The sequence below is a fragment of the Pseudomonas sp. 15A4 genome (assembly GCF_016925575.1).
Lineage (GTDB): Bacteria > Pseudomonadota > Gammaproteobacteria > Pseudomonadales > Pseudomonadaceae > Aquipseudomonas.
Genome location: NZ_CP068986.1, coordinates 2,351,129 through 2,376,129 on the forward strand (window position 1 = coordinate 2,351,129; position 25,001 = coordinate 2,376,129).

Sequence of the window (25,001 nt, forward strand, 5' to 3'; positions counted from 1 at the left end):
AATTCGAACATTTATGTTCATTTCCGAAAATAGTAGCGCAATAACGCGAACGCAGCCACTCAGTATTCATTGAAAATTCTGATGGGAGAGATGAGAAAGGAACAAAAGCGAACATCCGGATGAAGCGAGCGCGGTCACTGCGCTCGTTCATGGATCGAGGGTTATACGACTTCCAGCCGAATCTTGTTCTGCGTCAGCAGTTGCGCCAACGCAGGCACGGGCGTCTGGTCCGTCACCAGGCAGTCGATCAGCGTGATCGGCCCCAGTCGAACCATCGCGTTGCGGCCGAACTTGCTGGAGTCCGCTGCCAGAATGACCTGACGCGCGTTGGCGATGATCGCCTGAGAAACGCGCACTTCCTGATAATCGAAATCCAGCAGACTGCCGTCCTCATCGATTCCGCTGATGCCCACAAGGGCGAAATCGACCTTGAACTGCGTGATGAAATCCACGCTTGCCTGACCGACCACGCCGCCATCCCGGCGCACATTACCGCCCGCCAGCAGCACTTCGAAATCATCCTTGCCGCTGAGAATCGACGCAACGTGAAGATTGTTGGTGATGATCTTCAGGTGATTGTGATTGAGCAGCGCGCGGGCGATGGATTCGGTGGTGGTGCCGATGTTGATGAACAACGACGCGTGGTCCGGGATCTGCGCGGCAATGGCCTCGGCGATGCGTTGCTTCTCATCGCGCATCTGATCGGCACGCATGGCGTAGGCCGTGTTTTCGATGCTGGAATCGTAGGCCGCGCCGCCGTGGTAACGACGCAGGAGGTTCATTTCCGCCAACTGATTGATGTCGCGGCGAATGGTTTGTGGGGTCACGACGAACAGCTGCGCCATTTCCTCGATGCTGACGTAGCCGCGCTCACGGACCAGCTCGAGGATCTGCTGTTGACGGGGTGGCAGATTCATTTTTTATCCTTCGGGCACGGGCGCCCATGATGCCGCAGGCAGCCATTACCTGTCAGCCGGAAAAAATGCCTCTGCCGCTTCGTTCAGGATCGCGCCTATTCGACCTCTTCGTGGGGTTCCCAGTCGCGGGTGCGGTCCACCGCCTTGCGCCAGCCGGCGTAGAGTTTTTCCTTCTCGGCGTCATCGCACTGCGGCTCGAACTTGCGCTCGATGACGGCTTTGCCCCTCAGCTCGTCCAGTCCGCTCCAGAACCCGATCGCCAGGCCAGCCAGATACGCTGCGCCCAATGCGGTGGTTTCGCGCATCTTCGGACGCTCCACCGGCGTGCCGAGAATGTCGGCCTGGAATTGCATAAGGAAGTTGTTCGCTACTGCGCCGCCGTCAACGCGCAGGGCTTTGAGCGGCTCGCCGGCATCCTGTTGCATGGCGTCGAGCACGTCACGGGTCTGGTAGGCGATGGACTCCAGTGCGGCACGAATGATGTGGTCGACCTTCACGCCACGGGTCAGGCCGAACAAGGCGCCCCGTGCGTACGGGTCCCAATAGGGCGCGCCCAGACCGGTGAACGCAGGCACCAGGTAGACGCCATTGCTGTTCTTCACTTTGGTGGCGAAGTATTCGGTGTCCATGGAATCGTTGACGATTTTCAGCTCGTCGCGCAGCCACTGCACGGTGGAGCCGCCATTGAACACCGCGCCCTCCAGCGCGTACGCCACTTCACCGCGCGGACCGCAGCCTATGGTGGTGAGCATGCCGTGGCTGGATTTCACGGCTTTTTTGCCCGTGTTCATCAGCAGGAAGCAGCCAGTGCCGTAGGTGTTCTTCGCCTGACCCGGTTCGACGCACATCTGGCCGAACAGCGCCGATTGCTGATCACCGGCGATCCCGGCGATGGGAATGCCGCTTTTGCTGTGGCCATAGACTTCGGATGACGACTTGACCTCCGGCAACATCTCCCGGGGCACGTCGAGCACGTCGAGCATGCGCTGATCCCACTCCAGGGTATGGATGTTGAACATCATCGTGCGCGAGGCGTTGGTGTAGTCGGTAACGTGGACCTTGCCGCCGGTAAATTTCCAGATCAGCCAGCTGTCGACGGTGCCGAACAGCAACTCGCCACTACGGGCGCGCTCGCGGCTCCCCTCAACGTGGTCAAGAATCCACTTCAGTTTGCTGCCGGAAAAGTACGGGTCGATGACCAGACCAGTGGTGTCCCGAATGTAGTCTTCCAGACCGTCACGCTTGAGTTGCTGGCAGATCTCGGTGCTGCGACGGCATTGCCAGACCACGGCGTTGTAGATCGGCCGGCCGGTGTCCTTTTCCCACACGACCGTGGTTTCGCGCTGATTGGTGATACCGATCGCGGCGATCTGATTGTGGTGCAGGTTCGCCTGGGCCAGAACTTTGGTCATGCACGCGGTCTGGGTCGCGAAAATCTCCATCGGATCGTGCTCGACCCAACCAGGCTGGGGGTAATGCTGAACGAACTCGCTCTGGGCGCTGCTCACCACGTTGGCGTCACGGTCAAAAATGATGGCGCGAGAACTGGTGGTGCCTTGATCCAGAGCGATGATGTAATTCTTGTTTTCGTTGTCGGTCATGGTGAATGCCTGATAGTAAAACGAGTGTCCGGAAACTGCCGTCCGTATGAATGCCTGCGCGAATTGCCTTTGCGCACTGAATACCGGGATGGCACCAAGGAAGCAAGCTGGATATTCGTATTCGAAAAAATATAGACGTAAACGAACCTTGTCAAAGGTCGAAAGCGAACGTTATCGATGAATGTTCCGAGCCGCCGATATTAGTGGATAAGTCCTGCTCAAACGCAGGCATTTCGATAACCAATGGCCTAAAGTATCGGCAGCAAACAAGAAAGTGTCTGGCTGTCTGGAGTGCTGCATGACCCCTGCATTGGATTTACTGAAAAAGGTTCGCGCCGAACATCGCGTCCACAGTTATGAGCACGACCCCAAAGCCGCTTCCTATGGCCTGGAAGCGGCAGAAAAGCTCGATCTGGCCCCCGCTCAGGTGTTCAAGACGCTGCTGGCCAGCACCGAAAAAGGCGAGCTGCTGGTGGCTGTCGTCCCCGTCGTCGGCTCGCTGGACCTGAAAGCCCTGGCCCACGCCGCAGGCGCCAAGAAGGCTGAAATGGCTGACCCGACGGCTGCCCAACGGGCCACCGGCTACCTATTGGGCGGAATCAGCCCGCTGGGGCAGAAGAAAAGGCTGCGCACTTTCATCGATGAGTCCGCTCAACCGTTCGCGACGATTTTTGTCAGCGCAGGTCGGCGCGGGCTTGAAGTCGAACTGCCCGCCGCTGTACTTGCACAACACACCAGTGCGACCTTTGCCCGGATAGGCCGGGAATGATTCGTAGGGCTTGTCAGAAATGCCTGACCCTTTCATGCGGTGAAACTGACCGCAGACCCGCTGCGCCCGAACCGGGTTGCCGCGCCTATTCACTCGGGGATGCCTTCCATGCAGCTTGAATTCCATCAGGTCGACGCCTTCACCGACCGCGCCTTCGCAGGCAACCCGGCGATGGTCTACCGCCTCGACGCCTGGCTTTCCGATCAACTGATGCAGCAAATTGCTGCAGAGCACAATTTGTCGGAGACCGCGTTTCTGGTCCGCGAACCCCCGGGCTGGCATATCCGCTGGTTTACCCCGACCCATGAAGTACCACTGTGCGGGCATGCGACCCTGGCCAGCGCGTTTGTGCTGTTCGAGAAGTACGCCGAAAAGGCCGAAGTCATCCACTTCACTGGCAAATCCGGGCCGTTGAGTGTGAGCCGTGAGAACAGCCGGCTGGTCCTGGATTTCCCTCGATGCCGCCCGCCGAGCAAGGCGTGACGGTGGAAATCGAGCGTGCCCTCGGCATGGAAGTTGTCGACGTGCTGAGCGCTGCGGAATTGCTCGTGGTGCTGGAGTCCGAGCAGGCTGTTCGCGATTGCAAGCCCGACTTCGCCGCCATCGCGCGTTTGCCGTGGCCTGGGGTAATCGTGACCGCCAAGGGTGACGGCGAACGCTACGATTTTGTCTCGCGCTACTTTGCGCCGAGCATCGGCGTCAATGAAGACCCGGTCACGGGCTCGACGCACTGCAGCCTGATTCCCTACTGGTCGGCCCGTCTCAACAAATTCAGCCTGACGGGTTATCAGGCGTCTGCGCGGGGAGGGAGCTGTTCTGCCGGCTGGAAGGTGAACGCGTGAAGATCGGCGGGCACGCGACGCTGGTGGCCAGTGGCGCGTTAATATTGAGCTAATGATATTCGCCTGAAAGCGCCTGACCGAGAATGACAGGCCGTCAGACCGCCACGTCCCGATGCACGGGAACGCTCCGATGCACCGGCACGCTGCCGGACGTTGGAAACAGCACCAGATGCTCGGCCGAGACTTCGAAGCCGACCTGATCCCCGGCGCGCAGATCCACGTGGCTGGGGAACAACGCTTCCAACTGTGTACCGGTCGACAACTGCAGGCGATACAGGGTGGCCGCGCCCTGAAACGTCAGGCTCGCAACCCGGGCCTTGATCGGGCTGTCGGGCGCATAAATGATGTCATCAGGGCGCAGCAGCACCTCCGTCGGCGTCCCCTTCGCGCCGGGGTAGGCTCGATTGCCCCGCAGAACCCCCAACTCGGTCTGCACCGATTCGGCATCGATCAGTTGCCCGCGAATGAAATACCCCTGACCGACGAAGCTGGCGACATAAGGCGTCGCCGGCTCGTGATACAGGTTGTAGGGCGTGTCCCACTGCTCCAGCCGACCGTCCTTGAACACGCCGACGTGATCGCTTACGGCAAAGGCTTCTTCCTGGTCGTGGGTGACCAGAATCGCGCTGGTGCCACGGGCTTTGAGGATGTCGCGCACTTCGTGGCTCAGGCGCCGGCGCAGCTCGCCATCCAGATTTGAGAACGGTTCATCGAGCAGCAACAACTGCGGCTCGGGGGCGAGCGCACGGGCCAGCGCCACACGTTGCTGCTGTCCACCGGAAAGCTCATGGGGATGACGGGTGCTCAGCGCGCCTAGATTGACCAGCTCCAGCATCTCCTGAACCACCTGTTTCTGGCGCGGATGGTTGCGGATGCCGAAGGCAATGTTGTCGGCGACCGTGAGGTGCGGGAACAGAGCGTAGTCCTGAAAGACCATGCCGATCCGGCGCTTCTCCGGGGCCAGGGTAAACCCGGCCCGTGAAATGACTTCGCCTGCCAGCGTGATCTCGCCCTCGTGCACCGGCTCGAAACCGGCGATGGCGCGCAGGGTGGTGGTTTTGCCGCAGCCGGACGAACCCAGCAGGCAACCGATGTCGCCTGCATTCAGGTGCAAATTGAGTTTTTGCACCACACGTTGGTCCTGATAACCACAGGCCAGGTTATGCAGGGTCAGCAGCAGGGGCTGACTCATGGGGTGGTCAAGGCCGGGGCGACGAGGAATTCGAGCAGGGCTTTCTGCGCATGCAGCCGGTTCTCCGCCTGATCCCACGCCACCGAACGCGGGTCGTCCAGCAAGTCTTCGCTGATTTCTTCGCCGCGGTGCGCCGGCAGGCAGTGCATGAAAATCACGTCTTCAGCCGCGCGGTCGAGCATCGCGCGAGTGACCTGGAACGGCTTGAACAGGGCCAGACGCCGGGCGGCTTCTTCTTCCTGGCCCATGGACGTCCACACATCGGTGGAGACCAGATGCGCACCTTTTACCGCTTCTTGGGGATCACGGGTCAGGGTCACGCGATCGCCCGCCAGGGCCAGGTAATGCGCACTGGGTTCGTAGCCTTCCGGGCAGGCGACCCGCAAATTAAAGTCGAACTGAATGGCTGCCTCTATATAGCTGTTGCACATGTTGTTGCCATCGCCGATCCATGCAACGGTCTTGCCCTGAATGGAGCCGCGGTGCTCAAGGAACGTCTGCATGTCGGCCAGCAGTTGGCAGGGATGAAGGTCATCGGAGAGGCCGTTGATCACCGGCACGCGGGAATGGGCGGCGAACTCGGTGAGGTTGCTGTGGGCGAACGTACGAATCATCACGGCGTCTACCATCCGCGACATGACCCGCGCGCCATCGGCAATCGGCTCGCCACGGCCTAGCTGGGTGTCCCTGGGCGAGAGAAAGATGGCCTGGCCGCCGAGCTGGATCATCCCGGCTTCGAACGAAACACGTGTCCGTGTCGAGGATTTTTCGAAGATCATCGCCAGGATGCGGCCCTTCAATGGCTCGAAGAGCACGCCTCGATTTCGCAGATCTTTCAGCTCAATGCCGCGACGAATCACCCCGACCAGCTCAGCGGGGGTGTAGTCCATCATCGAGAGAAAGTGCCTTGCGCTCATCATTAACTACCTTGTCTGCAACAGACCGCAGATCCTCAAAGCCGGGTTTTTCTGAAAAACGGGCGAGACCTGCGGCGAAAGCCGCACGGGGCGACGAATAGGGAAGGCGCGAGGGTATAAGAAAATGTCGCCTGATGCCAAGGGCCGCCGTGACGGAAAATCCTCGTCGGACGTTCGGTAGCCTGAAAGCGGCGCTCACAGGACGCTTTTCATGTAACGAAGTGCTACAGTCATGTTTCTGCGCAGGCCATTCGCCATCGCATTAGTCCCGATAAGGCTGGCCGCTTGTGACGCCTTTTGGCGTCTCGCAACTGCTGTCTGATCTGTAATAGTCGCAAACCACTGTGCAGCCTTATGCGACATGCTTCACGCCGCGGAAACCCGGACGTTTCTTAAACCATCGGCGTGGGTTATAAAGGCCGCTTATGTCCTCCAGAAGAGGTGGGGAATGGATTCAAAAGAGCAACAACTGACGGAACTGCTCGGGCTGACCGCTCGAACCCTTACGCACCTCACGGCGTCCATGACGTCGATGTCGTTCGAGCTGATGCGCAGTGAAGACGAGGTAACACGCTCTGCGGGACGCCGTATGATCGATCGTATGGCAACCATCAGCGCCGGACTCGACGAACACTGGCGGCTGATCGGCGAACTCACCGGCATTCAGGTGTCTCAAGAGCAGATCGAAACGGTTCATGAAGTGCAGATGCAGCGCAAGGTGGTCACGCCCATCGGTGGCTCTGCTTCCTGAGCAACGTTCCTTCTATCAGGTGAGCTATCGGCTCGCCTGATGCCGCCCGATTCACGGCACTGACATTTCTGGCGCATCACCCCTACAAGTCCCATAGTTTTGTACCCGCGATCGGTTGATCGCCCTATAAAAACTTGAGGCTGGCGATGACCAAGACTCTCCACCACCGTGCCTGCCACCTGTGCGAGGCGATTTGCGGCCTCACCCTCGAAACCACCCTGCAGGACGATGCCACTCTCCTGATCACCTCGATCAAGGGCGATGCGCAGGACACGTTCAGTCGCGGGCATATCTGTCCCAAAGCCGTCGCGTTGCAGGATATCCAGAACGACCCCGATCGCCTTCGCCAGCCCATGCGCCGGTTTGGCAACGACTGGCAGCCGATCGAATGGCAGGCCGCGTTTGATCTGATCGCCGAGCGCCTGGCCGATATTCAGGCGCGTCATGGCCAGAACGCGGTGGCGGTGTATCAGGGCAACCCCAGCGTCCACAACTATGGGCTGATGACCCACAGCAATTATTTTCTCGGGCTGCTGAAAACCCGTAACCGCTATTCTGCAACGTCCGTGGACCAACTGCCCCACCACCTGACCAGTCATTTGATGTACGGCCACGGCCTGCTGCTGCCCATCGCCGACATTGACCACACCGATTTCATGCTCATCCTCGGCGGCAATCCGCTGGCGTCCAACGGCAGCATCATGACCGTGCCGGATGTCGAGAAGCGTCTGAAAGCGATTCAGGCCCGCGGCGGTAAAGTCGTCGTGGTCGATCCGCGCCGCAGCGAGACCGCCGCCATTGCCGATCAGCACCTGTTCATCCGTCCCGGGGGCGATGCGGCGTTGCTGTTCGGCTTGCTGCACACCCTGTTTGCCGAAGGCCTGACCCGCGAAAGCCATCTTGCCGTTGATGGCCTGGAGGACGTTCGCGCGGCCGTCAGCGAGATGAACGCCGACGCCATGAGTCCTCGATGCGGGGTGCCTGCCGAGCAAATCAGGCAGCTCGCGCGGGACTTTGCCGCTGCCAAAAGCGGTGTGTGTTACGGGCGTATGGGTATTTCCACCCAGGCGTTCGGGACGCTATGCCACTGGCTGGTGCAACTGATCAATCTGGTCACCGGCAATCTTGACCGTGCAGGCGGTGCGCTGTGTACCGAGCCCGCGCTGGATCTGGTGGCTTCGACCTCTGGAGGCAGCTTCAATCGCTGGCACAGCCGCGTCTCGCAACTGCCGGAGTACGGCGGCGAGCTGCCGGTTTCTGCGCTGGCCGAAGAAATGCTGACCCCGGGGAGGGGCAGATCAAGGCGCTGATTACGGTCGCTGGCAACCCGGTACTGTCGACGCCCAACGGCCGTCAGCTTGACACCGCGCTCGAGGGGCTGGAGTTCATGGTCAGCGTCGACTTGTACATCAACGAGACCACGCTGCACGCAGACCTGATCCTGCCGTCGACCTCCGCGCTGGAAAACGACCACTACGACACCACGTTCAATATGTTCGCCGTGCGCAACGTCACCCGTTTCAACCGCGCGATCCTCGCCAAGCCCGAGGGCGCGCTGCACGACTGGGAAATCTTTGTCGGCCTCGCGCAGGCGTTTGCGCTGAAAACCGGCCGCGACCTCAAACCGACGATGCCGCCGGCGCAGATGGTCGATCGCGGTTTGCGCGCCGGGTTGTACGGTGATGCGTCCCCGCTGAAGCTGTCGCTGGAGACGCTGGCGCAGTATCCCCATGGTCTGGACCTCGGGCCGCTCAAGCCCAACCTTGCTGCGCGCCTCAAGACTGCGAACCAGCGCGTGCAGGCCGCGCCGCCAGTTATTCTGGCAGACCTGGCCCGTTTTGCCGCGCAGCCTGAGGCGCAGGCCGATGGCCTCATGCTCATCGGCAGGCGTCATGTGCGCAGCAATAATTCATGGATGCACAACTTCCATCGCTTGGTGAAGGGCAAGCCGCGGCATCAGTTGTTGATGCACCCCGACGACTTGCTCAGCCGAGGGTTGATTGACGGTCAGCGGGTCAGGGTCAGCTCGCGGGTCGGCGTAATCGAGGTCGAAGTCATGGGCAGCGTCGACATGATGCGTGGGGTCGTCAGCCTCCCCCATGGCTGGGGCCACGGTCGTCCGGGCGTGAAGATGGACATCGCGACGGCCCAGCCCGGTGATAGCGCGAATGACCTGACGGACGAGCGGGCGCTGGACGGGATTTCCGGGAACGCGGTGTTGAACGGGGTGCCGGTTACGGTTGCGGCGGCATAACGCTCATTGGGGCGTTCAAGGCCAAGACCGAGCGTTATGCTCGGGAATCGTTTAGAATGCGCCACCGTGTCGACACATACAGTCGTAAAGTTTAGCCGAGGTGCTCCATGGATATTATCGAAACGATTAAAGACCAGATTGCCAACAACACCGTTCTGCTTTACATGAAAGGCGCTCCGAACGCCCCGCAGTGCGGCTTCTCGGCCAAGGCTTCTCAGGCACTGATGGCGTGTGGCGAAAAGTTCGCGTACGTCGATATCCTGCAGAACCCGGAAATCCGCGCCAACCTGCCGAAGTACGCCAACTGGCCGACTTTCCCGCAGCTGTGGGTCGGTGGTGAGCTGGTCGGCGGTAGCGACATCATCACTGAAATGCAGGCTGACGGTTCCCTGCAGGAACTGGTGAAAGCCGCTGTTGCGAAAAACGCCACTGCCTGATTTTCGGCGGTCGTAAAAAAGCCCCGCTCTCTGCCGAGACGCGGGGCTTTTTATTGGGCGGTGTTAGGGGCTGGAATCAGCCCTCTTCGCCCATCTGCGATTGCAGGTAGTTCTCGATGCCGACCTTGTCGATCAGGCCCAGCTGGGTTTCCAGCCAGTCGATGTGTTCTTCTTCCGATTCCAGAATGTCTTCCAGCATCTCGCGGCTGCCGAAGTCACCCACGGTTTCGCAGTGCGCGATCGCGGCCTTAAGGTCGGCGTGGCCCTTGCGCTCGATGCGCAGGTCACACTCGAGCATTTCCTTGGTGTGTTCACCGATCAGGATCTTGCCCAGGTCCTGGAGGTTCGGGAGGCCTTCCAGAAACAGGATGCGCTTGATCAGTTTGTCAGCGTGTTTCATCTCGTCGATGGATTCGTGGTACTCGTGTTTGCCCAACTTGTTCAGGCCCCAGTCCTCATACATGCGCGCATGCAGGAAGTATTGATTGATCGCGACCAGCTCGTTACCGAGGATCTTGTTGAGATGCTGGATGACTGTGATGTCGCCTTTCATGATCGGGTCCTGTCGAAGGTATAGGTAATACAGGCGGCAAGTCTGAGCCCCCTATATAACTCTGTCAAACCTAAGTTATTGAATAATAAGTGAAAATAAATAGGAATAAGAATGTTTGTGTTCCGCATCTTGTTGCTAAGCGATTGAATTAAAGGCATAAAAAAACCGGACACTGTCCGGTTTTGTCTGAAAGCGGTTATTCAGGCAGCTGAAAATTCTGCGGGATAGGCGAGGGCGGCATGGCTGGTTTGCAGCTCGGTGAGGGTTTCACGCACCACTTCCTTCGCCAGGCAGGCACATTTCCCACACTTGCTGGCGACCCCTAGGGTCTCGCGGACGTCACGATAGCTGCAGCATCCTTCCATGATTGCTTCACGGATTTGTCCGTCGGTAACACCTTGGCAGAGGCAGACATACATATAAGAAACCGTCGCTGAGTGATTGGCTCAATGCGAGGGATACTAATGTTAATGAGAATGCTTGTCAAAACTACTCAGGCTTTCCGTACGTCACCTCCGATGAGTGGTCGGATGCGCTCATAGGCCTGATCGCTTATGGGGCTTGTGTGTATATCCATTATCGGCGGTGTTGCTGATTATGGTTCCGCCCTTACGGCGGGTCACTTTTTCCAAGAGCCGAAAAAGTAACCAAAAAGGCCCTGCTCCTGGTTGGGCCCTTCCTTCGTCAGGGTTCCTTCACTCCGGTTTCGCTCCGTGGGCCCGCCGCCATCCGCCATCCATGGCGGGGGCGGCTCTCGCGGCATCCATGCCGCTCGGCCCACTGCGCGAAACCTGCGTTCAGCCTGCACCCAAGTCGCGTTTGGCGGTGACTGAGCCTTTTGCGTAAAAAGATCAAAAGCGGATCAAGAGCAGATCAAGAGCTTCCCGGCTGAAGCCGATCCAACCTGTTGTACGCGACGTGCTTTTTAGTGGGACCGGCTTTAGCCGGGAAGGGGCCAGTCGGGACGCTGAACGTCGTTTGATCGTTCCCGCGCTCTGCGTGGGCATGCATCCTGTGACGCTCCGCGTCACCTGTAGCCGGTCCCGCTGAATGCACGCGCTGCTTTTAGTGGGGCCGGCTTCAGCCGGTAAAGGGCCAGTCCGGGCACTGACGGAGTTTGAGCCGATCACTGCCTTTCGATCTCCGTCCCATAAAAAAACCGGCCACTTAGGCCGGTTTATTCATTCATTGCACAGCGACATCGACTCAGTCGTTGAAGTCGTGCCAGCCGCCCATTTCTTTCCAGCGGTTGACGATGCCGCAGAACAGCTCGGCGGTTTTCTCGGTGTCGTAACGGGCCGAATGGGCCTCGCGACCGTCGAAATCAATGTCCGCCGACTGGCAGGCTTTGGCCAGGACAGTCTGACCGTACGCCAGGCCCGCCAGCGTCGCGGTGTCGAAGCTGGAGAACGGGTGAAACGGGTTACGTTTCATGTCCAGTCGTGCAACCGCCGCGTTGAGAAAGCCGAGGTCGAAGCTGGCATTGTGACCGACCAGAATGGCGCGCTTGCAGCCGTTGGCCTTCAGTGCCTTGCGGATGCCGCGGAAGATGTCCGTCAGCGCCGTTTCTTCACTCACGGCCATGCGCAGCGGATGATCCAGCTTGATGCCGGTGAACTCCAGCGCCGCCGCTTCGACATTGGCGCCTTCGAAGGGCTCAACACGGAAGAAATACGTGTGGTCCGGAAAGACAAAGCCTTTCTCGTCCATGCCAATCGTCGTCGCTGCGATTTCCAGCAACGCATCGGTGGCGCAGTTGAATCCGCCTGTTTCTACGTCAACGACCACAGGCAGGTAACCGCGAAAACGGGCAGCCATCGGGTGCCGGGACCCTGTACCGCCACCGGAGCCTTCTTGCTCGTCTTCATAATGTTCTTCACTCACGCGTGTTGCTCCAGCAGACGCCAGCGCAGTTTTTCACCGGCGCGCAGCGGGATGACAGAAAGCTCGCCAAACGGCAGGCTGGCGGGGGCCGTCCACTCGTCGCGAACCAGGGTAATAGTGTCGGTGTTGGTCGGCAGGCCATAGAATGCCGGGCCGTGCAGACTGGCGAAACCTTCCAGCTTGTCCAGCGCATTGCGTGATTCAAATGCCTCGGCGTAAAGCTCGATGGCAGCAAACGCGGTATAGCAGCCGGCGCAACCGCACGCCGCTTCTTTTGCGTGCTGCGCATGGGGCGCTGAGTCCGTGCCGAGGAAGAACTTGCTGTTGCCGCTGGTGGCGGCATCCAGCAGGGCGACCTGGTGGGTATTGCGCTTGAGAATCGGCAGGCAATAGAAGTGAGGGCGAATGCCGCCCACCAGCATATGGTTGCGGTTGTACAGCAAATGGTGGGCAGTGATGGTTGCGCCCACATTGGCCGACGCTTCATTGACGAACTGCACGGCATCCGCGGTAGTGATGTGTTCGAACACCACCTTCAGCGTCGGAAAACGCTCGACGACACGACGCATGTGCTCGTCGATAAAAATCTTTTCGCGGTCGAACACGTCGATGTCGCCGCGGGTCACTTCGCCGTGGATGAGCAGCGGCAGGCCCACTTCGGCCATCGCCTCAAGCACCGGGAATATCTTGTTGACGCTGGTCACGCCCGAATCGGAATTAGTAGTGGCGCCTGCCGGGTACAACTTGGCGGCATAAACGAAACCACTGGCCTTCGCGGCGCGAATTTCTTCGGGCTGCGTCAGGTCGGTGAGGTAGAGCACCATCAGCGGCTCGAAACGGCTGCCTTGCGGGCGCGCGGCGAGGATGCGCTGACGATAGGCGTCTGCTTGCTCTGCGTTGCGTACCGGCGGCACGAGGTTCGGCATGATGATCGCGCGGCCAAAAGTGCGCGCTACGTCGGCGACGGTGTGGGGCAAAACAGCGCCATCTCGAAGATGGATGTGCCAGTCGTCGGGGCGCAGGAGGGTCAGGCGTTCGGACATTGGGGATTCCAGGCGGGTCAAACTCGCTGGGAATGCTACCGGAAAAGACTCCTCCAGGCACTCGCTATCAAGTTTTGCGGGAAGTTACCGATAGCCACGTGTAAGTCATAAATCTTGTTACACGTGAATTTAGTGGAGCCTCCCGTGCGCCAGCGATATCTAGCCCTGCTCAGCGCGTTTGCCAGCCTGCCGGCCATGGCGCTCACTTTCCAGACGCGTCTGGAGAATATTGAGTGGAAGGTGGAAGGCGATCAGTTCGAATGCAGACTGACTCAACCTATCGCCGATTTCGGTGCGGGCGAGTTCGTGCGGCGCGCGGGCGAACAGCCGACGTTTCGCTTGAAAGCAAATGGCTACAGTCTGGCATCCGGGTCGGCCATGTTGATTGCCGCCGCGGCGCCGTGGCAGCCGGGGCGCAGCGATCTCAATCTTGGCGCGGTAAAAGTCAGCAGCGGCGAGATTCCTTTCAATACCAATCAGGCCCAGGCCACGCGATTGATCGCGGGCCTGATGGAAGGGCGCAGTCCGGTGATTCGTCACTCACTGCGCGATGGCGGGGGCGCCATGGAAGTCCGCCTGCTGCCGGTCAAATTCAGCAAGGCCTACGGCGATTTTCAAGTGTGTACGGCGAAGCTGTTGCCGATGAATTTCGAACAGGTGCGGCAATCCGAGATCGGCTTCCCCGGCGGCGGCATCGAGTTGGATGCGTCCGCCAAGCGCAAGCTGGACACCGTGCTGGCTTATATGAAGGCCGATCCGACGGTCAATCACGTCGAACTGGACGGTCACTCCGATAACAGCGGCAACCGGTTGACCAACCGTGATCTGTCGCGGCGCCGTGCGCTGTCGGTCATGGACTACCTTAAAGCCCAGGGCATCCCGGAAGAACAGATCACCCTGCGCTTCCACGGCGAGCAGTACCCGCTGGCGCCTAACACCAACAACGCCAACCGCGCGCGCAACCGCCGAGTGAACATCCACCTGGAGCGTGTGGCGCAGCAGACTCCAGCCGTGCCGCCGGCTGCTGCACCTGCTCCGATACCAGCCCCGGTGCCTGCGCCTGCCGCAGCCCCAACCCCTGGCGCTGCGCCTGTTACAGCGGCAAGTGCGGCCCCCACCAAGGCCTCTTGACCAAGGGCGGTAAAGTCGTCTGACTGACAGAATCTGTCGCTTTGCCGTCAGAAGCTGTCGCGACACTGTAAATTCCCGCGCGTGATCGGTAGACTCGTCGGTTTTCCGTACAACGCGTTGGAGTGATGGCATGGCGGACGTAAACAAGGTAGTTCTCGCGTATTCCGGTGGCCTGGATACTTCGGTAATCCTCAAGTGGCTGCAAGATACGTACAACTGCGAGGTGGTGACCTTCACCGCTGACCTGGGTCAGGGCGAAGAAGTCGAGCCAGCACGCGCCAAGGCGCAAGCCATGGGCGTCAAGGAAATCTACATCGACGACCTGCGCGAAGAATTCGTGCGTGATTTCGTGTTCCCGATGTTCCGCGCCAACACCGTCTACGAAGGCGAGTACCTGCTGGGTACTTCCATCGCGCGTCCCCTGATCGCCAAACGACTGATCGAAATCGCCAACGAAACTGGCGCTGACGCCATTTCCCACGGCGCCACCGGCAAAGGCAACGACCAGGTTCGCTTCGAGCTGGGTGCTTATGCGCTCAAGCCTGGTGTGAAAGTCATTGCGCCATGGCGTGAGTGGGACCTGCTGTCCCGCGAGAAGTTGATGGACTACGCCGAGAAGCACGCCATCCCGATCGAGCGTCACGGCAAGAAAAAATCCCCGTACTCCATGGACGCCAACCTGCTGCACATCTCCTATGAAGGCGGCGTGCTGGAAGACACCTGGACCGAGCACGAAGAAGACATGTGGCGGTGGACAGTGTCGCCGGAAAACGCGCCGGACAAGCCGCAGTACCTGGAGCTGACCTACCGCAACGGCGACATCGTGGCGCTGGACGGCGTTGAGATGACTCCGGCCACCGTACTCGCCACCTTGAACCGCATTGGCGGCGAGCACGGCATCGGTCGTCTGGATATCGTCGAGAATCGCTACGTCGGCATGAAGTCCCGCGGCTGCTACGAGACCCCGGGCGGCACTATCATGCTGCGTGGTCACCGTGCGATCGAATCGATCACCCTGGACCGCGAAGTCGCTCACCTGAAAGACGAGCTCATGCCCAAGTACGCCAGCCTGATCTACACCGGTTACTGGTGGAGCCCTGAGCGTCTGATGCTGCAGCAAATGATCGATGCGTCGCAGGCCCATGTGAATGGCGTCGTGCGCTTGAAGCTTTATAAAGGCAATGTAATCGTGACCGGTCGCAAGTCCGACGAGTCGCTGTTCGATGCCAACATCGCGACGTTCGAAGAAGACGGCGGCGCGTACAACCAGGCAGACGCTGCTGGCTTCATCAAGCTCAACGCGCTGCGCATGCGTATTGCGGCGAACAAGGGCCGCAAGTTGTTCTGATCGCTGTCGTGAGTGGAGTGCAGCCCTTGTTTCGGTGCTGCACTCATTAAGCGTCCACCCGTGTGCTGTTGGTGGTTCACCTGCAAACCTTCCTGATCCCACTTCGGCCGATTATTTGCCGGGCTTACGGACGGTGAAATACGCACTCTCGCTTTCCATTACGTCTGAGTCATGTTGGTAAATCGGTCTCGTCGTCGATGATTTTCTCAGCCATTTCTCCCCGGGAAGTTGTTCGAAACTCAAAACGGTAGGCTTTGCCGATGTCCCAGATATCGCGTATCCCGACGCCCAATAGTTGAGCGATTTCCGGAACGGTATAGCCCAAAGCCGAGTAATGCATGGCATGTCCGGCCGTAGCATCGTTTATCGTGGCGGGCTCTCTTTGCCGAGACGTACGTGACCGGCGAACAGGTTGGCAATAGCGGATCTTCAGGCCGTTCTCGCTCGCCAGGCGCTTGATGTCCTTCTGATTCATGCGCAGCGAGTACTGCAACGCGGCAACCCCGGCTCCCTTGGCCACAAGCCCCTTGAGCAGATCGACCTTGGTGCACAGTTCCGCCTTCGGGTCGGCCTCCCGGGTTTGTCTGGATGCCTCGCTCCCCCGTGACTCACCTTCTGCGATGACGTTGATCACGCCGCCCTGGGAAACGTACCGCTCAACCGCCTCCGCCAGTTTGATAGGGTCACTGCTTGCGCCAATGGAGTATTTTATTTTCTTGGTCATGGTAGGTTCCTTTGAACATATCAACTAAACAGCCTTTACTGCCGGGACGTTCATGCTTAACAGCGTTTAAATACTGAATGGCTTATTCATGCCGATGAGCGGCCTGCGCCCGGCCTCCTGCCTAATGAAGCATCAGCCTTTATATGCGCAATAATTTTATATCGTGATAAGTGCCACTAATTAACGGCGGATTGAACCTTTCGCTCATCAAAAAGTAACGACTGGTAATAGATTTGGCAAGTAAAAATCTTAAAAATCTCTGGTTTGCTTTTTAAGCGCTTAACGTGATTTTCTCGGCGGTAATAATAATCCGTTAGTTATGTAGTATTTTTCTGGAATGGCTTGAGGGTGCTGGAAGTTGTGGGCTGAATAGTATTACGTGAGAGGCGGGGCAGCCCCGTTGTTCCAAAGGCGTGGTGTAATGCAATCGCTGTTTTCTAAGTGGTACTGAACCGGCGACGGTTAAGTGGCGTAACTTTGTCCCATTCCTGATCCCGTGAGCACGGAGTGAAGGGTTGAAAGTTAATCCTGGTTGTTCGGAAATTTCCGAACGCGTCGTAGGTCCTTTCGAGCTTTCAATATGTAATCAAACTCGTCAAGCACCCGTCTGTCATTTAACCAGGTGTGTACGTTCGCCCATGCTGTTCATGGCCTGCAATATTTTATGATTTTTGTTTGCTGGCACCCCGTGCAGATGGGCATATGCTGAGGCCATAACGCTCGAGGTGAAGAGTTTTAAGCCATGGGCCCCAGGCAAAGTGTTAAAGAGGAACCTGTTATCGCAAGCGTCACGGTAAGCCATGGGTTTGCGCCTGTTCAAACCGGGCGGCGGCGCCAGCAGGTCGTCGATCGACCTTAGGACAACTCGACGCATCAACCGCCATTTATATAGCCATAAATGCTCATCGAACTCAGGTTTCAAAAATTATCACTTGCGGTCTTGGACATTATGCGGTCACGTACCGAGACTGTATTGACCATCGTTAAAAATAGTGCGGATAGGGCAGGTTTTGTAGGATTTTTCTGTTGGTTGAGTGAGAAAGGTCTTTGCCTGCTGATCTGCAGGGAGGAGCGCCATGCAAAGCACTAAACGACTAAGCTATTGTGCGGGCTCTGAAAATTCGAACAGCGAAGAATGGACTGCTCATGAATAAAGTGTTGATCGTGGATGATCACCCTGTCATTAGGCTCGCCGTGCGCATGTTGATGGAACGCCATGGCTACGAAGTCATTGCCGAGACGGACAACGGCGTGGATGCGTTACAACTGGCGCGGGAGCACCTGCCGGACATTGTCATTCTGGACATCGGTATCCCCAAGCTCGACGGTCTGGAGGTTATCGCCCGATTGTCGGCCATGACGCTGGCCTTCAAAGTGTTGATCCTGACCTCTCAAGCGCCAGGGCATTTTTCAATGCGCTGCATGCAGGCAGGTGCGGCGGGGTATGTCTGCAAGCAGCAGGATCTGACCGAATTGCTCAGCGCCATCAAGGCCGTGTTGTCCGGTTACAGTTACTTCCCCAACCAAGCCCTGCACACGGTGCGCTCCAGTCTCGGCAATGCCAGCGAGGCGGAGATGGTGGATCGCTTGTCGGGAAGGGAAATGATGGTGTTGCAGCAGTTGGCCCGTGGCAAGACCAACAAGGAGATTGCCGACGGCATGTTTCTAAGCAACAAGACCGTCAGCACCTACAAGACGCGTCTGTTGCTCAAGCTCAATGCGCATTCGCTGGTGGACCTCATCGAGCTCGCGCAACGTAACGGGCTGGTTTGATGGCCGTGGAACCTTGTCGGATGAAGGTGCGTTATCAGGTTGATTTTTTTGCCCAGCCTCTCTGCAGGAGAGGCCTTCAGGCAAACGTGGCGAGAAACAGTCAGAAATCGAAATCGTAGTCTGCAAGCTGCCTCTGCAACCGACGCTCTTCCAGCAGGTTATCGATGGTGCGGCGCTTGCTCAGATTGGTCTTGGCGGTCTCTACCGGTACGGCTGGGACTTCCTCCGGCTCTTCGATCACGAAGTCGTCGTCGACTTCGATGGTGTCTTTTTCATCGCTCATGATGCAGCCTCAGGCGTGAACAGTCGTTGGCGCCTCTTATAGCGACAAACCTCGCTTGGGTAAAAAGATTTTTTTAATCGATCAAAGCCCGGAGACGCTATCGTTCAATCGTCAGAGGTCTTGGCCTTGTACTCGCAAAGGTCCTCGATTCTGCAACTGCCACACCTGGGCTTGCGCGCAACACACACATAACGTCCGTGAAGGATCAGCCAGTGATGCGCATCCATGAGGTAATCCCTGGGCACGAACTTCATCAGTTTGTTTTCAACTTCCACCACATTCTTCCCCGGCGCGATGCCGGTGCGGTTGCTGACCCGGAAGATATGCGTGTCGACCGCCATTGCCAACTGGCGAAACGCTGTGTTCAAGACGACATTGGCGGTCTTGCGGCCTACGCCGGGCAGTGCTTCAAGGGCTTCTCGGTTTTGCGGCACTTCCCCTCCGTGCCGTTCAATCAGCAGACGGCACGTTTCGATCACGTTTCGCGCCTTGCTGTTGTAAAGGCCAATGGTCCTGATATAGGCAGACAAACCCTCGACACCCAACGCGTAAATCGCCTGAGGCGTATTGGCGACCGGGTAGAGACGCGCCGTAGCCTTGTTGACGCTGACGTCGGTGGCTTGCGCCGAGAGAATCACGGCGATCAGGAGCTCGAATGGCGTGGTGTAGGCCAGTTCCGTTTTTGGATCGGGATTGTCTTCGTGCAGGCGACGAAAGATCTCAAGGCGTTTGACGGCGTTCATGGGGTAGGCGTTTCCTGAGAAGACGGTGCCGAGAGCGCCAGTTCCTGCAACTGAGCGAGCGCGTGCTCTGCCTCGTCGAGGCCGCGCTGCAACTGCACGAGTTGTGCGGCTTGTTCGGCAATCGGCGGGTGACCAAAGGCTTTCAGCGACTTCAGCAATTGGGCTCTGCTCATCGCGACTTGGGCGCGGGCCCGTTTCAACGCCGCGTCACCGCCAGTGGAAGGGCTGGAACGAAGCCGCGCCAGTGCGGCCTGCGCCGGATCTGGCTGGATAAAAGCAGGTGTGGCAGATCGCAACTGGCGAGCCTGGCGCTCGGTCTGGCGTCGCTGTTCATCGCGCTGCAGGCGAGCCGAGCGCGCGTCAAAGCGTTGCCGTGCCCGAGCGCGTTTGACGGCTCTGACCAGTTGTTGCGCCTCATCCATCGCGCAATCACCAATAAACGGCACCGAGGTCTTCGGCAGTGGCAGCATGTCGATGCAGTCGACCGGACAGGGCGCAACGCACAGGTCGCATCCGGTGCATTCCTCAATGATGACGGTGTGCATCAGTTTGGCGGCGCCGACGATCGCGTCCACGGGACAGGCCTGGATGCATTTGGTGCAACCGATGCACTCGGCCTCTCGAATAAACGCAACCTGCGCCGGCGCGCTGCCCCGTTCGATGTCCAGTTGCAGCACCGGCACGTTCAGCAGTCGAGCCAGTGCCGCGATGGTCTCGTCGCCACCGGGTGGACACTTGTTGATGGCTTCGCCGCTCGCAATGCCTTCGGCGTAGGGCTGGCAGCCTGGATGGCCGCATTTTCCGCATTGGGTTTGCGGCAGCAGGGCGTCGATGCGCTGAATCAGGCTCATGCTTGGACCAGATCGACGACCCGGGCGGGCCGTCGATAACGTGCAGAATGTGACGGTTGAGGTCGGGTTACTTGATGCGCTGACCGGGGATGGCGCCGCTGTCAGGGCTCAGCAGGTAAATCTCTTCACCGCCTGGGCCTGCGGCCATCACCATGCCTTCGGAAATACCAAAACGCATTTTCCGCGGCTTCAGGTTGGCGATCATCATGGTCAATCGACCCTCCAGCTCCGCCGGGTTCGGGTAGGCGCTCTTGATGCCGGAGAAGACGTTGCGCTTCTCGTCGCCGATGTCCAGCGTCAGGCGCAGCAGCTTGTCGGCGCCTTCAACGTGCTCGGCTTTCTCGATCAGCGCGACACGCAGGTCAATGGCCGCGAAGGCGTCGAAGTCGATCTCAGGGGAGAGCGGGTCTTTCGTCAGCTCGCCATTGCCCTGCGGCGCCGCACCTGTGTCGGTGGCGCTGGCGGCGAGGTCTTCTTTCGAGGCGTCGGTCATGGCTTCCACTTTAACGGGGTCGATGCGGGTCATCAGCGGCTGGAACGGGTTGAGCTGATGATTGCTCAACAGCGTCTGGTGATCATTCCAGGTCAATGGCGGGACGTTGAGGAACTGCTCGGCGTCTGCGGCCAGGTTCGGCAGCACAGGCTTGAGAAAGATCACCAACTGGCGGAACAGATTGATGCCCAGGGCGCAGATCGCCTGAACCTCGTCTTGTTTACCTTCCTGCTTGGCCAAAGACCAAGGCGCCTTGTCGGCGATCCACGCATTGGCGCGGTCCGCCAGCGCCATGATTTCGCGCATCGCACGGGCAAAGTCACGTGCCTCGTAGGCATCGGCAATGCTTGGCGCTGCGGCATGAAAAGCGTCGGTCAACTCGGGCTCGGCATTGCCGGCCACCAGCAAACCTGCGTTGCCTTTCTGAATGAACCCCGCGCAACGGCTGGCGATGTTTACCACCTTGCCGATCAGGTCAGAGTTAACCTTCTGCACAAAGTCTTCAAGGTTCAGGTCGAGATCGTCGACGCCACGGCCCAGTTTGGCCGCGTAGTAGTAACGCAGGTATTCCGGCGACAGGTGCTCAAGGTACGTGCGTGCCTTGATGAAGGTGCCGCGGGATTTCGACATCTTCTGGCCGTTGACGGTCAGGTAGCCGTGCACGTTGATGCCTGTAGGCTTGCGGAATCCCGAACCTTCGAGCATTGCCGGCCAGAACAGCGCATGGAAGTTGACGATGTCTTTGCCGATGAAGTGGTAAAGCTCGGTGGTCGAGTCCTTGCGCCAGAACGCATCGAAGTCCAGTTCCGGACGGCGCGCACAGAGGTTCTTGAAGCTCGCCATGTAGCCGATGGGAGCATCCAGCCACACGTAGAAATATTTGCCCGGCTCGTCGGGGATTTCGAAGCCGAAATACGGCGCATCGCGGGAGATGTCCCACTGCTGCAGGCCGGAATCGAGCCATTCGGCGATTTTGTTCGCCACGGCGTCCTGCAGCGTGCCGCTTCGCGTCCAGCTTTTAAGCATGGCGTCGAACGCGGGCAGGTCGAAGAAGAAATGCTTGGAGTCCCGAAGCACCGGCGTCGCACCGGAAATCGCGGACTTGGGATCTTTCAGATCAGTCGGGGCGTAGGTCGCGCCGCATTTTTCGCAGTTGTCGCCGTACTGATCCTCGGTGCCGCATTTCGGGCAGGTGCCTTTGATGAAGCGGTCGGCCAGGAACATCTTCTTTTCCGGGTCGAAATATTGCGTCACGGAGCGCGTGGCGATATGGCCGGCGTCGCGAAGGCGTTTGTAGATCTCGCTCGACAGCTCGCGATTTTCTTCGGCATGGGTCGAGTGGAAATTGTCGAAATCCACCAGGAAGTCAGCGAAGTCAGCACTGTGCTCGGCCTGCACGTTGGCGATCAACTGCTCGGGCGTGATGCCTTCTTTCTCGGCGCGCAGCATGATGGCCGAGCCATGGGCGTCATCCGCGCACACGTAAATGCACTGATTGCCGCGGTGCTTTTGAAAGCGCACCCACATGTCGGTCTGGATGTACTCGAGCATGTGGCCAAGGTGAATGGAACCATTGGCATAGGGCAGGGCGCTGGTGACGAGAATCTTGCGTGGCTCGGACATTGGGCTCGGCTACTTGAAGTGAAACGGAGGTCGGCCACTATAAAGGCCTGAGCGTTTTTTTCATCCCGCGCTGCATGTCGGAATCTGCCGATGTGCTTGGAAGGAAACGTCGTTGCGTTCTTTATCGGGCATACAAGGTAGGATGGCCGCCTGTTTTAGTCAGTCTTTATAGGGAGTCACCCATGAGCGCTGTCAATCGCGCAACGGTGGAAGCCGTCCTTCGCCAGTACACCGATCCTTACTTGAATCAGGACCCGGTCAGCGCCGGGTGTGTCCGCGCCATCGAGATCAACGGCGACCGCGTGAGTGTCCACCTGGAACTGGGCTACGCGGCCGCGCTGTTCAAGAACGGCTGGGCGCAGATGCTGCAGATGGCGATTGAAGGGCTGGATGGCGTCGCATCGGCCAGCGTCCAGGTCACGTCCGTGATTCACCCTCACAAAGCCCTCGGCCAGATCCCCGGCCTGGCTAGCGTAAAGAATATTGTGGCCGTTGCGTCGGGCAAGGGTGGCGTCGGTAAATCCACGACGGCGGCCAACCTGGCGTTGGCGCTTTCCCGGGAAGGCGCGCGGGTGGGCATTCTTGATGCCGATATCTACGGCCCAAGCCAAGGCGTCATGTTCGGCATCGCCGAAGGCACCCGTCCGAAGATCAAGGACCAGAAGTGGTTCGTGCCGATCGAGGCCCATGGCATCGAAGTGATGTCCATGGCTTTTCTGACCGACGACAACACACCCATGGTCTGGAGAGGGCCGATGGTGTCGGGTGCGCTGCTGCAGCTGGTGACCCAGACCGCCTGGAACGATCTGGATTATCTGGTCATCGATATGCCGCCCGGCACCGGCGATATCCAGCTCACCCTCGCGCAGAAGGTCCCGGTTGCAGGCGCAGTCATTGTTACAACCCCACAGGACCTCGCGTTGCTTGATGCGAAGAAAGGCGTGGAGATGTTCCGCAAGGTCAACATCCCGGTGCTGGGTGTCGTTGAGAACATGGCCGTGCACATCTGCTCGAACTGCGGGCACGCCGAGCATCTGTTTGGCGAAGGCGGAGGGGAGAAGTTGGCCACGCAGTACGGCGTCGAACTTTTGGCCTCGCTGCCGTTGTCCATGCTGATTCGCGAGCAGGCCGATGGCGGCAAGCCCACGGCGATTGCCGAGCCGGAGAGTCAGATTGCAATGGTGTATCAAGAACTGGCGCGTCATGTCGGCGCACGAATCGTGCTGCAGGAAGCCGCGACTGCAGAGATGCCGAACATCTCCGTGAGCGACGATTAATGCGCTAAGGCAGCAGCCTGAAGACGCGCGATGTGCCGGATGCTCGGCATGTCGCGGTGATGGGGTTTCAGGTGGAGGTTGCAGGCGGGATGTGCAGAAGTGCTTTTTTGACAGGCGTAAAAAAACCCCGCTTTTAAGGGCGGGGTCTTTTAAGCGAATCAGGACAAGTTAGATAACTTGAACTTCTTCAGCTTGCATGCCTTTCTGACCGCGGGTAGCGATGAAAGAGACCTGTTGGCCTTCTTTCAGGCTTTTGAAGCCGTCAGATTGGATAGCTTTGAAGTGAACGAACAGGTCGTCACCGGATTGTGGAGTGATGAAGCCGAAGCCTTTTTCATCGTTGAACCACTTAACGGTACCAGTTTGGCGATTAGACATGGTGTATCTCCTTGGACAAAGTTAACTGCGACTCAGGAAGTGCCCTGGCCGAGACTGAGTGCAAAGAGCAGGAAAAATTCTTGGAGATGGTTGGATCGAAATTCAACATCGTGTAGATATTCTCAGTGACACAAGCAACACAGTGGAGCCACCTTACCCCTTTTTCTCGGATGTGCAAAGGGGCTGCTTACGATTTTTTCTTGTGGTGGCTCAACGCCTTTAATGCGCCGGGTGCGCAATCTTTGAACCCGGGGCGTTCGACCGGTAAGATGCCGGACATCTTTTTCACCTCGCTATTCAGGACACCGCCATGAGCATCAAATCGGACAAGTGGATTCGCCGCATGGCGCAGGAACACGGCATGATCGAGCCGTTCGTGGAGCGTCAGGTGCGCGGCGAAGGCGCCGATCGAGTGATTTCTTTCGGCGTCTCCAGCTATGGCTACGACGTGCGTTGCGCGGACGAATTCAAGGTCTTCACCAACATTAATTCGGCCACCGTGGACCCGAAAAACTTCGATGAAAAAAGTTTTGTCGACGTTAAAAGCGATGTCTGCATCATCCCGCCGAACTCGTTTGCACTGGCGCGCACCGTCGAATATTTCCGCATCCCGCGCAACGTGCTGACCATCTGTCTGGGCAAGAGCACCTACGCCCGCTGCGGCATCATCGTCAACGTGACGCCGCTTGAGCCGGAATGGGAAGGCCACGTGACGCTGGAGTTCTCCAACACCACCACGTTGCCGGCGAAAATCTACGCCAACGAAGGCGTTGCACAGATGCTGTTTCTGGAATCCGACGAAGAGTGCGAGGTGTCCTACAAGGACCGTGGTGGCAAGTATCAAGGCCAACGCGGCGTGACGCTTCCTCGTACGTAATCACGCCATTTGTCAGCCACTCACTGAATTTGTCTCGGAATCCGCACTCTACTGACTGAACTGTTTCCATCCGCACCATGCGGATGGGGCCAACGCTCAGGAGTGCCCTATGAAGAGACACATCAACACCAGCAGCAATCAAACTGACCCGAGTCCCAATCAGGTTGGGTTGCTGGCTTGGTCGCTGTTAGCGCATCCACATCTCAATAACATGGTCGCCGGGGGCATTCCCGGGCAGCCAGACCCAGACAGTCCAAACGAATACCCTCAACCTGACGAAGGTGGCGTGCCGACAGTCCCGGACGAGCCGCCACCCGCGCCGGTTGCCTGATTCATGTCC

22 protein-coding genes and 3 pseudogenes are annotated in these 25,001 nt (G+C 58.6%); 11 read left to right on the forward strand and 14 right to left on the reverse strand.

Annotation, left to right across the window (positions count from 1 at the left end; all coding sequences use genetic code 11):
* Nucleotides 1-161: 161 nt before the first annotated feature.
* Together JN403_RS10570 and glpK are read right to left on the reverse strand one after the other, a co-directional pair.
* On the reverse strand, nucleotides 162-917 hold the full coding sequence (locus JN403_RS10570) for a DeoR/GlpR family transcriptional regulator (protein WP_074888955.1): 756 nt from the start codon (nucleotides 915-917) through the stop codon (nucleotides 162-164).
* Nucleotides 918-1,012: 95 nt separating this feature from the next.
* On the reverse strand, nucleotides 1,013-2,518 hold the full coding sequence (gene glpK / locus JN403_RS10575) for a glycerol kinase GlpK (protein ID WP_205486930.1): 1,506 nt from the start codon (nucleotides 2,516-2,518) through the stop codon (nucleotides 1,013-1,015).
* A 298-nt stretch (nucleotides 2,519-2,816) separates the two neighbouring features.
* On the opposite strand from glpK, the gene ybaK reads away from it, so the two are divergent.
* A complete protein-coding gene (ybaK, locus tag JN403_RS10580; RefSeq protein ID WP_122536101.1) occupies nucleotides 2,817-3,287 on the forward strand; it encodes a Cys-tRNA(Pro) deacylase in 471 nt (156 codons plus the stop codon).
* A gap of 108 nt (nucleotides 3,288-3,395) precedes the next feature.
* Nucleotides 3,396-4,182: pseudogene (locus tag JN403_RS10585) on the forward strand (PhzF family phenazine biosynthesis protein).
* A gap of 41 nt (nucleotides 4,183-4,223) precedes the next feature.
* On the opposite strand, the gene JN403_RS10590 reads toward JN403_RS10585, so the two are convergent.
* Together JN403_RS10590 and argF are read right to left on the reverse strand one after the other, a co-directional pair.
* On the reverse strand, nucleotides 4,224-5,321 hold the full coding sequence (locus JN403_RS10590) for an ABC transporter ATP-binding protein (RefSeq protein ID WP_205486931.1): 1,098 nt from the start codon (nucleotides 5,319-5,321) through the stop codon (nucleotides 4,224-4,226).
* The gene (gene argF / locus JN403_RS10595) at nucleotides 5,318-6,238 is read right to left on the reverse strand and encodes an ornithine carbamoyltransferase (RefSeq protein ID WP_205487287.1); all 921 of its coding nucleotides are present in this window, start codon (nucleotides 6,236-6,238) and stop codon (nucleotides 5,318-5,320) included. Before argF ends, JN403_RS10590 begins: the two co-directional genes overlap by 4 nt.
* 448 nt (nucleotides 6,239-6,686) lie before the next feature.
* Here argF and JN403_RS10600 point away from each other — a divergent pair, with 448 nt between their 5' ends.
* The 3 genes and pseudogenes from JN403_RS10600 (at nucleotide 6,687) to grxD (ending at nucleotide 9,680) form a co-directional block, all read left to right on the forward strand.
* A complete protein-coding gene (locus JN403_RS10600; protein WP_065992547.1) occupies nucleotides 6,687-6,989 on the forward strand; it encodes a hypothetical protein in 303 nt (100 codons plus the stop codon).
* 146 nt (nucleotides 6,990-7,135) lie between these two features.
* Nucleotides 7,136-9,243, forward strand: a pseudogene (locus tag JN403_RS10605) (molybdopterin oxidoreductase family protein).
* Nucleotides 9,244-9,350: 107 nt separating this feature from the next.
* Nucleotides 9,351-9,680, forward strand: coding sequence for a Grx4 family monothiol glutaredoxin (grxD, locus tag JN403_RS10610; protein WP_122536106.1), 330 nt, complete (start codon nucleotides 9,351-9,353; stop codon nucleotides 9,678-9,680).
* Between the two features lie 76 nt (nucleotides 9,681-9,756).
* Here grxD and bfr read toward each other — a convergent pair whose 3' ends face one another.
* The 4 genes from bfr to pyrC all read right to left on the reverse strand — a co-directional run bounded on the left by bfr (nucleotide 9,757) and on the right by pyrC (nucleotide 13,160).
* On the reverse strand, nucleotides 9,757-10,233 hold the full coding sequence (gene bfr, locus JN403_RS10615; RefSeq protein WP_037012292.1) for a bacterioferritin: 477 nt from the start codon (nucleotides 10,231-10,233) through the stop codon (nucleotides 9,757-9,759).
* Between the two features lie 200 nt (nucleotides 10,234-10,433).
* Nucleotides 10,434-10,652: a bacterioferritin-associated ferredoxin gene (locus tag JN403_RS10620; protein ID WP_065992556.1), complete on the reverse strand. Its 219-nt coding sequence runs from the start codon at nucleotides 10,650-10,652 to the stop codon at nucleotides 10,434-10,436.
* Nucleotides 10,653-11,439: 787 nt separating this feature from the next.
* Nucleotides 11,440-12,117: a ribonuclease T gene (rnt, locus tag JN403_RS10625; protein WP_122536107.1), complete on the reverse strand. Its 678-nt coding sequence runs from the start codon at nucleotides 12,115-12,117 to the stop codon at nucleotides 11,440-11,442.
* Nucleotides 12,114-13,160 (reverse strand): dihydroorotase, encoded by a 1,047-nt coding sequence (gene pyrC / locus JN403_RS10630; RefSeq protein WP_205486932.1) that lies wholly within the window; start codon nucleotides 13,158-13,160, stop codon nucleotides 12,114-12,116. The genes rnt and pyrC overlap by 4 nt, the downstream gene beginning before the upstream one ends.
* Before the next feature lie 144 nt (nucleotides 13,161-13,304).
* Here pyrC and JN403_RS10635 point away from each other — a divergent pair, with 144 nt between their 5' ends.
* Both JN403_RS10635 and JN403_RS10640 read left to right on the forward strand, forming a co-directional pair.
* Nucleotides 13,305-14,291 carry an OmpA family protein gene (locus JN403_RS10635; protein WP_205486933.1) on the forward strand — a complete coding sequence of 329 codons (987 nt, stop codon included), beginning with the start codon at nucleotides 13,305-13,307 and terminating at the stop codon, nucleotides 14,289-14,291.
* 130 nt (nucleotides 14,292-14,421) lie between these two features.
* Entirely contained in the window at nucleotides 14,422-15,639 is a 1,218-nt protein-coding gene (locus tag JN403_RS10640; protein ID WP_065992560.1) for an argininosuccinate synthase, read from the forward strand.
* A 169-nt stretch (nucleotides 15,640-15,808) separates the two neighbouring features.
* Here the strand turns inward: JN403_RS10640 and JN403_RS10645 are convergent, their stop codons facing one another.
* Nucleotides 15,809-16,363: a hypothetical protein gene (locus tag JN403_RS10645; protein ID WP_240356885.1), complete on the reverse strand. Its 555-nt coding sequence runs from the start codon at nucleotides 16,361-16,363 to the stop codon at nucleotides 15,809-15,811.
* Nucleotides 16,364-17,509: 1,146 nt separating this feature from the next.
* Between JN403_RS10645 and JN403_RS10650 the strand changes: the two genes are divergently transcribed.
* The gene (locus JN403_RS10650; RefSeq protein ID WP_037012286.1) at nucleotides 17,510-18,136 is read left to right on the forward strand and encodes a response regulator transcription factor; all 627 of its coding nucleotides are present in this window, start codon (nucleotides 17,510-17,512) and stop codon (nucleotides 18,134-18,136) included.
* Between the two features lie 100 nt (nucleotides 18,137-18,236).
* Here JN403_RS10650 and JN403_RS10655 read toward each other — a convergent pair whose 3' ends face one another.
* The 4 genes and pseudogenes from JN403_RS10655 to metG all read right to left on the reverse strand — a co-directional run bounded on the left by JN403_RS10655 (nucleotide 18,237) and on the right by metG (nucleotide 22,129).
* Nucleotides 18,237-18,419, reverse strand: a complete 183-nt coding sequence (locus JN403_RS10655; RefSeq protein ID WP_172609428.1) for a hypothetical protein — start codon at nucleotides 18,417-18,419, stop codon at nucleotides 18,237-18,239.
* 104 nt (nucleotides 18,420-18,523) lie between these two features.
* The gene (nth, locus tag JN403_RS10660; RefSeq protein ID WP_122622331.1) at nucleotides 18,524-19,162 is read right to left on the reverse strand and encodes an endonuclease III; all 639 of its coding nucleotides are present in this window, start codon (nucleotides 19,160-19,162) and stop codon (nucleotides 18,524-18,526) included.
* Between the two features lie 44 nt (nucleotides 19,163-19,206).
* Nucleotides 19,207-20,013: pseudogene (gene rsxB, locus JN403_RS10665) on the reverse strand (electron transport complex subunit RsxB); the annotation flags it as partial.
* Between the two features lie 67 nt (nucleotides 20,014-20,080).
* A complete protein-coding gene (metG, locus tag JN403_RS10670; protein WP_172609425.1) occupies nucleotides 20,081-22,129 on the reverse strand; it encodes a methionine--tRNA ligase in 2,049 nt (682 codons plus the stop codon).
* Nucleotides 22,130-22,311: 182 nt separating this feature from the next.
* On the opposite strand from metG, the gene apbC reads away from it, so the two are divergent.
* Nucleotides 22,312-23,406 carry an iron-sulfur cluster carrier protein ApbC gene (gene apbC, locus JN403_RS10675; protein WP_205486935.1) on the forward strand — a complete coding sequence of 365 codons (1,095 nt, stop codon included), beginning with the start codon at nucleotides 22,312-22,314 and terminating at the stop codon, nucleotides 23,404-23,406.
* 168 nt (nucleotides 23,407-23,574) lie between these two features.
* On the opposite strand, the gene JN403_RS10680 is transcribed toward apbC, so the two are convergent.
* The gene (locus JN403_RS10680; RefSeq protein WP_002554837.1) at nucleotides 23,575-23,784 is read right to left on the reverse strand and encodes a cold-shock protein; all 210 of its coding nucleotides are present in this window, start codon (nucleotides 23,782-23,784) and stop codon (nucleotides 23,575-23,577) included.
* A gap of 310 nt (nucleotides 23,785-24,094) precedes the next feature.
* Between JN403_RS10680 and dcd the strand changes: the two genes are divergently transcribed.
* Together dcd and JN403_RS10690 are read left to right on the forward strand one after the other, a co-directional pair.
* Nucleotides 24,095-24,661: a dCTP deaminase gene (gene dcd / locus JN403_RS10685; RefSeq protein WP_074889011.1), complete on the forward strand. Its 567-nt coding sequence runs from the start codon at nucleotides 24,095-24,097 to the stop codon at nucleotides 24,659-24,661.
* Nucleotides 24,662-24,770: 109 nt separating this feature from the next.
* Nucleotides 24,771-24,992 carry a hypothetical protein gene (locus JN403_RS10690; protein WP_205486936.1) on the forward strand — a complete coding sequence of 74 codons (222 nt, stop codon included), beginning with the start codon at nucleotides 24,771-24,773 and terminating at the stop codon, nucleotides 24,990-24,992.
* The last annotated feature ends 9 nt before the right edge of the window (nucleotides 24,993-25,001 follow it).

What these genes read in the sequence shown, in the direction of transcription:
- dcd (WP_074889011.1), top strand. Translation starts at nt 24,095, where the DNA reads ATGAGCATCAAATCGGACAAGTGGATTCGCCGCATGGCGCAGGAACAC.
- JN403_RS10645 (WP_240356885.1), bottom strand. Translation starts at nt 16,363, where the DNA reads ATGACCAAGAAAATAAAATACTCCATTGGCGCAAGCAGTGACCCTATC.
- JN403_RS10600 (WP_065992547.1), top strand. Translation starts at nt 6,687, where the DNA reads ATGGATTCAAAAGAGCAACAACTGACGGAACTGCTCGGGCTGACCGCT.
- JN403_RS10650 (WP_037012286.1), top strand. Translation starts at nt 17,510, where the DNA reads ATGAATAAAGTGTTGATCGTGGATGATCACCCTGTCATTAGGCTCGCC.
- glpK (WP_205486930.1), bottom strand. Translation starts at nt 2,518, where the DNA reads ATGACCGACAACGAAAACAAGAATTACATCATCGCTCTGGATCAAGGC.
- JN403_RS10640 (WP_065992560.1), top strand. Translation starts at nt 14,422, where the DNA reads ATGGCGGACGTAAACAAGGTAGTTCTCGCGTATTCCGGTGGCCTGGAT.
- ybaK (WP_122536101.1), top strand. Translation starts at nt 2,817, where the DNA reads ATGACCCCTGCATTGGATTTACTGAAAAAGGTTCGCGCCGAACATCGC.
- JN403_RS10590 (WP_205486931.1), bottom strand. Translation starts at nt 5,321, where the DNA reads ATGAGTCAGCCCCTGCTGCTGACCCTGCATAACCTGGCCTGTGGTTAT.
- pyrC (WP_205486932.1), bottom strand. Translation starts at nt 13,160, where the DNA reads ATGTCCGAACGCCTGACCCTCCTGCGCCCCGACGACTGGCACATCCAT.
- JN403_RS10690 (WP_205486936.1), top strand. Translation starts at nt 24,771, where the DNA reads ATGAAGAGACACATCAACACCAGCAGCAATCAAACTGACCCGAGTCCC.
- grxD (WP_122536106.1), top strand. Translation starts at nt 9,351, where the DNA reads ATGGATATTATCGAAACGATTAAAGACCAGATTGCCAACAACACCGTT.
- JN403_RS10680 (WP_002554837.1), bottom strand. Translation starts at nt 23,784, where the DNA reads ATGTCTAATCGCCAAACTGGTACCGTTAAGTGGTTCAACGATGAAAAA.
- apbC (WP_205486935.1), top strand. Translation starts at nt 22,312, where the DNA reads ATGAGCGCTGTCAATCGCGCAACGGTGGAAGCCGTCCTTCGCCAGTAC.
- JN403_RS10620 (WP_065992556.1), bottom strand. Translation starts at nt 10,652, where the DNA reads ATGTATGTCTGCCTCTGCCAAGGTGTTACCGACGGACAAATCCGTGAA.
- JN403_RS10655 (WP_172609428.1), bottom strand. Translation starts at nt 18,419, where the DNA reads ATGAGCGATGAAAAAGACACCATCGAAGTCGACGACGACTTCGTGATC.
- nth (WP_122622331.1), bottom strand. Translation starts at nt 19,162, where the DNA reads ATGAACGCCGTCAAACGCCTTGAGATCTTTCGTCGCCTGCACGAAGAC.
- argF (WP_205487287.1), bottom strand. Translation starts at nt 6,238, where the DNA reads ATGAGCGCAAGGCACTTTCTCTCGATGATGGACTACACCCCCGCTGAG.
- bfr (WP_037012292.1), bottom strand. Translation starts at nt 10,233, where the DNA reads ATGAAAGGCGACATCACAGTCATCCAGCATCTCAACAAGATCCTCGGT.
- JN403_RS10570 (WP_074888955.1), bottom strand. Translation starts at nt 917, where the DNA reads ATGAATCTGCCACCCCGTCAACAGCAGATCCTCGAGCTGGTCCGTGAG.
- metG (WP_172609425.1), bottom strand. Translation starts at nt 22,129, where the DNA reads ATGTCCGAGCCACGCAAGATTCTCGTCACCAGCGCCCTGCCCTATGCC.